Annotated in this window: 6 protein-coding genes and 1 rRNA gene; all 7 read right to left on the reverse strand. The window is 37.5% G+C overall.

The window, feature by feature from the left end:
• Positions 1–115: 115 nt before the first annotated feature.
• Entirely contained in the window at positions 116–1189 is a 1074-nt protein-coding gene (gene disA, locus C568_RS0125505; protein ID WP_003194305.1) for a DNA integrity scanning diadenylate cyclase DisA, read from the reverse strand.
• Positions 1190–1192: 3 nt separating this feature from the next.
• Positions 1193–2569 carry a DNA repair protein RadA gene (gene radA / locus C568_RS0125510; RefSeq protein WP_003194303.1) on the reverse strand — a complete coding sequence of 459 codons (1377 nt, stop codon included), beginning with the start codon at positions 2567–2569 and terminating at the stop codon, positions 1193–1195.
• 94 nt (positions 2570–2663) lie between these two features.
• On the reverse strand, positions 2664–5099 hold the full coding sequence (gene clpC / locus C568_RS0125515) for an ATP-dependent protease ATP-binding subunit ClpC (protein ID WP_006093090.1): 2436 nt from the start codon (positions 5097–5099) through the stop codon (positions 2664–2666).
• Between the two features lie 22 nt (positions 5100–5121).
• Positions 5122–6186 (reverse strand): protein arginine kinase, encoded by a 1065-nt coding sequence (locus C568_RS0125520; protein WP_006093089.1) that lies wholly within the window; start codon positions 6184–6186, stop codon positions 5122–5124.
• A 4-nt stretch (positions 6187–6190) separates the two neighbouring features.
• Positions 6191–6739 (reverse strand): UvrB/UvrC motif-containing protein, encoded by a 549-nt coding sequence (locus C568_RS0125525; protein WP_006093088.1) that lies wholly within the window; start codon positions 6737–6739, stop codon positions 6191–6193.
• A gap of 148 nt (positions 6740–6887) precedes the next feature.
• Positions 6888–7349 carry a CtsR family transcriptional regulator gene (locus C568_RS0125530; RefSeq protein ID WP_006093087.1) on the reverse strand — a complete coding sequence of 154 codons (462 nt, stop codon included), beginning with the start codon at positions 7347–7349 and terminating at the stop codon, positions 6888–6890.
• 227 nt (positions 7350–7576) lie between these two features.
• Positions 7577–7692 (reverse strand): 5S ribosomal RNA (gene rrf / locus C568_RS0125535).
• Between the last annotated feature and the right edge of the window lie 118 nt (positions 7693–7810).

A 7810-nucleotide genomic window follows, 5' to 3' on the forward strand; every position in this document is an offset into this window, starting at 1 on the left:
ACGCCGAATGCAAAAGCGGACGTGTCTTTTTATAAATTGGTTTATTTACCAATATATCATATCATATACCAAAAATGTGCTAGTGTCGTTATATTATGAAATCAATGTAATATTCTTAATTGTGTCTACTCATATATAAATGCTCTTGGATTCGTTTTAAACCTTCTCGTATTTTTTTCGCCCGAACTTCTCCAATTCCTTCTACATCATCTAACTCATTAATACTTGCACGACAAACGCCTTGCAATGTTTTAAATCGATTGATCAAATTTTCAATAATAAGAGGTGGTACCCGAGAAATTTTACTTGTAATCCTATATCCTCTCGGTGTAACACTTTCCTCTAAACTCATTTGCCCTGGGTAACCAAGCAATTTCACTAAATCACTATCTTCTAAAAGCTGTGCATTTGCAAGTTCCTGTAATTTTTTTAAAATTTGATAGTGATCCTGCGTCTTTTCTTGATAGTAGTCTTTAATTAATAATGCTGCCTCTGCTTCCAAATCAGCCAACAGCTCAGTAAGCTGTAAACGAATAAGTCTACCTTCTGTTCCTAATTCATGAATATAACTTAGAATTTCATTCTTAATACGGAGTACCATCTCGACACTATGTAGGACGTGGACCACTTCAGACATCGTAACAACTTCCTCAAATTCTAGAATACCCAAGTTCGTAATACCATCATTCCATACTGCTTTATATTTTTCTAAAGTTTGAATAGCCTGATTTGCCTTTGTTAAAATAACGCCTATGTCTTTTAGTGTATAACGTAAACCTCCCTGATATAGCGTAATTACGTTACGTCTTTGTGAAATAGCAACAACAAGACTTCCTGTTTGCTTCGCTACACGTTCTGCTGTGCGATGACGCATTCCTGTTTCAATGGAATCAATAGATGACTCGGGAACTAACTGTGCATTTGCAATTAAAATTTTACTTCCCGTCTCATTTAAAATAAGAGCTCCATCCATTTTTGCTAGTTCGTATAAACTAGCGGGAGAGAATGCACAATTAATGTGAAATCCTCCATCAACAATGCTTTTAATTTGATCATTATACCCAAGGACAATTAAGCCACCTGTTTGCGCACGAAGTACATTATCTATGCCTTCTCGCAAAGGTGTCCCTGGTGCAACAAGCTGCAAAATATTAATCATACTTTTGACACGTTGCTTGTTTTCTTCCATAGCCTAGCCTCCTAATGTCAAACGAAGCGCCTCTCCTAAATTAGAAACACCAACTACTTCAATCCCCTCAGGAATTGTCCAACCCCCTAAATTTTTTTGCGGGATGATGGCACGCTGAAATCCTAATTTAGCCGCTTCTTGTACTCGTTGTTCAATTCTCGATACCCTTCTTACTTCTCCAGTTAACCCAACTTCTCCTATTACCGCATCGGTCGGGGCAGTTGACTTATCTCGAAAACTCGATGCAATACTTAAAGCCACTGCCAAATCAATTGCTGGTTCATCCAATCTCAATCCTCCAGCAACCTTTAAATACGCATCTTGGTTTTGCAATAATAAACCTGCTCTTTTTTCTAGCACTGCCATAATAAGCGATACACGATTATGATCAATCCCTGTAGCCATTCTTCGTGGATTTCCAAAACTAGTAGGAGAAATTAATGCTTGTATTTCTACTAAAACAGGCCTTGTCCCTTCCATAGAAGCAACAACTGTAGAGCCAGCAACTCCAACAGGTCTTTCTTCTAGAAAAATTTCAGAAGGATTTAATACTTCCGCAAGACCGAGTTCCTTCATTTCAAAAATACCCATCTCATTTGTAGAACCAAAGCGATTTTTAACCGCTCGCAAAATACGATATGTATGATGACGGTCTCCTTCAAAATAAAGAACCGCATCCACCATATGTTCTAACATACGCGGTCCTGCAATTGCCCCTTCTTTCGTTACATGTCCTACGATAAAAATTGGAATTCCTTTCGTTTTTGCAAGTTTCATCAGTTCCGCTGTACATTCACGTACTTGCGAAACACTACCTGGTGCTGAGGTTACTTCTGGCAAATAAATAGTTTGAATGGAATCAATGACAACAAAGGAAGGGTTCATTTCATCGATATGTGCCGCAATTCGCTGTAAATCTGTTTCCGAAACAACAAATAAGTTGCTTCCATTTACATGTAGACGATCTGCACGAAGTTTAATTTGTTTTGCTGATTCTTCACCAGATATATACAATACATCATACGAAGAATCTGCTAATTGCGATGATATTTGTAGTAGTAAGGTTGATTTTCCAATTCCAGGATCTCCTCCAATAAGTACGAGGGAACCGTCAACAATTCCTCCACCGAGTACACGATTAAATTCTTGAAATTTTGTTTCAATCCGTGCCTCTGACTTTGTTTCTACTTCTGTAAGACGCCTTGGCTTTGTTACTTCCGTTTGAATCGCATTTGCATAGTTGATGCGACGCGATGATACAACTTGTTCCATCTCTTCGACAAGCGTATTCCATTGCCCACATCCAGGGCACTTCCCCATATATTTTGGTGACTGATAACCACATTCTTGACATATAAATTTCGTTTTCTTTTTAGCCATCTTGTTTTTACTTCACTTCACTTTCATCTATAAACATACATCCTTCTCGTACAAGAAAGAGGGCTATTATTTAGCCCTCCTTGTTTGTCTATACTTATTTTACCTTTTCTGCACTGCGAATGACAAATGATTCCCCTTCGGCGTCAAAGACAACTTTTTGACCTTTCTCAATTGCTCCTTTTAGAAGTTCTTCTGACAATCGATCTTCCACATGTTTTTGGATTGCTCGACGAAGTGGACGAGCACCATACTCACGATCGAATCCTTTATCAGCAATCGCTTCAATTGCTGTACTTGTTAACTCTAATTCAATCTCTTGTTCTTTTAACCGATTTACTAATTGATTAACCATAAGCGTTACAATTTCTTGAATATGTTTTTTCTCAAGCATATGGAAAACAATGATTTCATCAATACGGTTTAAGAACTCTGGACGAAATGCTTTTTTCAATTCATCCATTACTTTACCCTTCATATCTGAATAATCACGACTCTCATCTTGTACGTTAAAACCGAGATGTTTATTACGTTTTAATGCTTCGGCACCAACGTTAGATGTCATAATAACAATTGTATTTCGGAAATCAACTGTACGCCCTTTAGAGTCTGTTAAACGCCCATCTTCTAGCACTTGCAGTAAAATGTTAAATACATCTGGATGTGCCTTCTCTACTTCATCTAACAGCACGACAGAATATGGTTTGCGACGAACTTTTTCTGTTAATTGGCCGCCTTCTTCATATCCCACATATCCTGGGGGAGACCCCACTAAGCGAGAAGTAGAATGTTTCTCCATATACTCAGACATATCAATACGAATCATTGCATCTTCATCACCAAACATAGATTCTGCTAATGCACGCGCAAGCTCCGTTTTACCTACACCAGTCGGTCCTAAGAAAATAAATGAACCAATTGGGCGTTTCGGATCTTTTAAACCCGCTCTTGCGCGGCGCACTGCTTTCGCTACTGCGACAACAGCTTCATCTTGGCCAATTACACGGTCATGTAAAATGGATTCTAGATTCAATAATTTATTTGTTTCTGTTTGTGCAAGTTTAGAAACCGGAATACGCGTCCACGTAGAAACAACATTTGCAATGTCTTCTACTGTTACTTCTGAATTTTCTTTTCCTTGCTGCTCTTTCCACTGACGTTTTGTATCCTCTAATTTTTCACGTAAACGTTGTTCCATATCTCGTAAAGAAGCTGCCTTTTCAAATTCTTGGCTCTGTACGGCTGCATCCTTTTCTTTTCGAATTTCTTCAAGTTTCACTTCAAGTTCTTTTAAATCTGGTGGTGTTGTATAAGAACGTAAGCGTACTTTTGAAGCTGCTTCATCGATTAAGTCAATTGCTTTATCAGGTAAGAAACGATCTGTAATATAACGATCCGAAAGTTTTACAGCTGCTTCAATTGCATCATCTGTAATGGAAACGCGGTGATGCGCCTCGTAACGATCGCGTAACCCTCTTAAAATTTGAATCGATTCTTCTAAGCTTGGCTCGTCAACATGAATTGGTTGGAAACGTCTTTCTAGTGCTGCATCTTTTTCAATGTATTTACGATACTCATCTAATGTTGTCGCCCCAATACATTGCAATTCACCACGTGCTAATGATGGTTTCAAAATATTGGATGCGTCAATTGCACCTTCTGCACCACCTGCACCAATTAATGTATGAAGTTCATCAATAAATAGAATGATATTACCAGCTTGGCGAATTTCATCCATCACTTTCTTTAAACGATCCTCAAACTCACCACGGTATTTCGTGCCAGCAACAACTGTACCCATATCTAACGTCATAACACGCTTATCGCGTAATGTTTCTGGAACTTCATTATTTACAATTTGCTGTGCTAGACCTTCAGCAATTGCTGTTTTACCTACCCCAGGTTCTCCAATTAATACTGGGTTATTCTTAGTTCTACGGCTCAATACTTCAATAACACGTTGAATCTCTTTACTACGGCCAATAACAGGATCTAAGCGTCCTTCACGTGCAACAACTGTCAAATCTCGCGCTAAACTATCAAGCGTTGGTGTATTTGCATTTGCTGATGCACCACCTTGATGGCCTGATGTAGCTTCATTGCTTCCAAGGAGCTGCAATACTTGTTGTCTTGCTTTGTTTAAACTTACGCCTAAGTTATTTAAAACACGCGCTGCAACACCTTCACCTTCACGGATCAATCCTAGTAAAATATGTTCCGTTCCAACATAAGAATGACCTAGCTTACGTGCCTCATCCATTGATAACTCAATTACTTTTTTGGCACGCGGTGTATAATGAACAGTTTGAGACATCTCTGTTCCACGACCAATTAATGCCTCTACCTCTTTTTGTACCTTCTCTGGACTTAGCCCAAGAGCAATTAACGCTTTAGCTGCAATTCCTTCCCCTTCGCGTACAAGCCCAAGTAAAATATGTTCTGTACCAATATTATTATGCCCAATGCGAATTGCTTCTTCTTGAGATAAAGCTAATACTTTCTGTGCTCTTTCTGTAAATCTTCCAAACATCATAGAAATCGCCTCCTACTTGCGCTCAATTTTGTTCAATTCGTAGTCTTTCACGGATTAATGTCGCCCTTCGATAATCCCTTTCTTCTGGGCTTAAAGGACCTCCTGCGTATTGCTGTAAAATTCCTGGCTGAGTTAGGACCATTAACTCTGTTAAAATATTTCTTGATATATTTTTTATATAATCAAGATCAATACCTAACCGCATATCTGACAGACAAGTAGCAGCTTCTGCCGATTGAATTAATCGACTATTAGCCAGTACACCGTAAGAACGATATACTCGGTCTTCAAGTTCAATACTTGAATTTTTCATAATTAGTTCTCGAGCTACTCTCTCTTGTTGTATAAGCTGATGAACAACACTCTCTAAATCTGCTATAATATCTTCTTCTGATTTTCCTAATGTCATTTGATTAGAAACTTGAAATATATTACCTAAGGCTTCGCTACCTTCACCGTATATTCCTCTTACGACTAAACCTAATTGTTGAATTGCTTGTATAATACGATTTATCCGTTTCGTCAAAACAAGTGCTGGTAAATGCATCATTACAGAAGCTCGTAACCCCGTACCAACATTTGTGGGGCAACTGGTAATATAGCCAAGCGATTCATCAAAAGCATATTCAACTGCTTTTTCAATCCATGTATCCATTTTGTTTGCGCTTTGCAGTGCTTCTGATAATTGCAGCCCTGAGAATAAACATTGAATTCGCACATGATCTTCTTCATTAAGCATCACACTTATATGTTCACTTTCTGATAGTAGACAAGTACCAAATTCCGTTCCAGCAAGATTAGGACTAATTAAATGTTTTTCTACTAAAACTCTTCGCTGAAGCGGTTTTAGTTCATTCATTTTTAATAGTTCAAAATTCCCGAGGGATTTCACTTTCTGATTTACAAACTTCTTTTGAAATAAATTAGTAATCTGCTTAGCTTCTTCATCAGTTTGCATAATAGGGAAATGATAATCTTTTAAATTACGAGCCAAACGAATACGACTACTTAAAACAATATCAGAATCGGGGCCATCTCCCCTCATCCACGGACTAATTGCTTCATTCATAATACGATCCAGTGACATAGAACTATTCCCCCCCTCTATGCTCACTAAGCTGATTTTCAATACTTCGGATTTGATCACGCGTTTGAGCCGCTTTTTCAAATTCTTCTTTCTGTATACATTGCTTTAATTTTAATTTTAGTTCATCTAATTCTTTCTTTAGATGAATATTTCCTCCCATACGCTCGGGAATTTTTCCACAATGATTTGTATGACCACCATGAAGCCGCTTCAACATTGGCTTTAGTTGTTCCTTAAATGTCTCATAACAAGAAGCACATCCAAAGCGACCTACTTTTGCAAATTGTTTATATGTCATATTACAAGTTGAACATCGTAATACTCTTGCATCTGAAAAACTATCCTCTTGGTTTTCAAACATTGATGGTTCTCCATGTAGCAATCCAGCTAGTAAGTCATGGAAGGAAAAACTAGATTGTGGTGATTGAAAGAAAGACGTATAGCCATTTTGCTCTGCACATTGCTCACAAAGATGAACTTCCGTCTTTTGTCCGTTTATTACTTTTGTATAATGTAATGCTGCTGGTCTTATATTACAATTTTGACAAGTCATCTTATATCCCCACCTTTACAATAGGAACGATCTACCTCATGATACTTTTTATACACCACTAGATTATTTTGTTCACTGAATCTTGTCTGTAAAAAGTCCCACTATAAAATGAATTACCACTAAAAACATTTCTTAACAAAAGCTGTATTTATTTATATTTCAGTGTCCTTAACATTGCGCATAATATTCGAGCCCTAAGTTCATCTCTAGAAGGTAAATCCATTAATAATACAGATCGATCTAATACGCTCAGCATAAGTTTTGCTTCCCGATTGGTCACAATATCTTCTTCCACTAATCGTATAATGATACTTTCCGCATTCCCTTGCGCAATACTATGCTCGATCATATGAAGCATTTGATCAATAATGTCTATATCGTCATGCAATTTGACTTTGATAATGCGAATGTAACCTCCTCCGCCTCGTTTACTTTCAACTACAAATCCTCTTTCTAACGTAAAGCGAGTATTGATTACATAATTAATTTGAGACGGAACACAATCAAATCGATCCGCAACCTCATTTCTCTTAATCTCAATCACATTATTATTGCTTAAGTCAATAACTTGCTTTAGATATTGCTCAATGATATCAGATATATTTCTCATTTATCCGCCACCTTTATTGACTTTGACTATCTTTGACTTTAATTATATACGTATTAAAGAAATTTGCAACTCTTTTGCTTCCTCACTATCCTAGCCAAAATTTCTTTTCTTTAATCACTACGTTTATATTTTATACAACAGAATTAACTTCTCATTTTTATTTGTACATATTAATATCAAATAAAAATATACAAAAAAGCACGAGTCAAATGACTCGTGCTTTAATTGCTTGGCGACGTCCTACTCTCACAGGGACAAGGTCCCAACTACCATCGGCGCTAGAGAGCTTAACTTCCGTGTTCGGTATGGGAACGGGTGTGACCTCTCTGCCATCATCACCAAACTATTGAAGGTATATTCCTTCAAAACTAGATAACATTTGCTTCATATTATATGGTTAAGTCCTCGATCTATTAGTATTCGTCAGCTCCACATGTCACCATGCTTCCACCTCGAACCTA

It is taken from the genome of Bacillus sp. 95MFCvi2.1 (genome assembly GCF_000374965.1).
Classification (GTDB): Bacteria; Bacillota; Bacilli; order Bacillales; family Bacillaceae_G; genus Bacillus_A; species Bacillus_A pseudomycoides.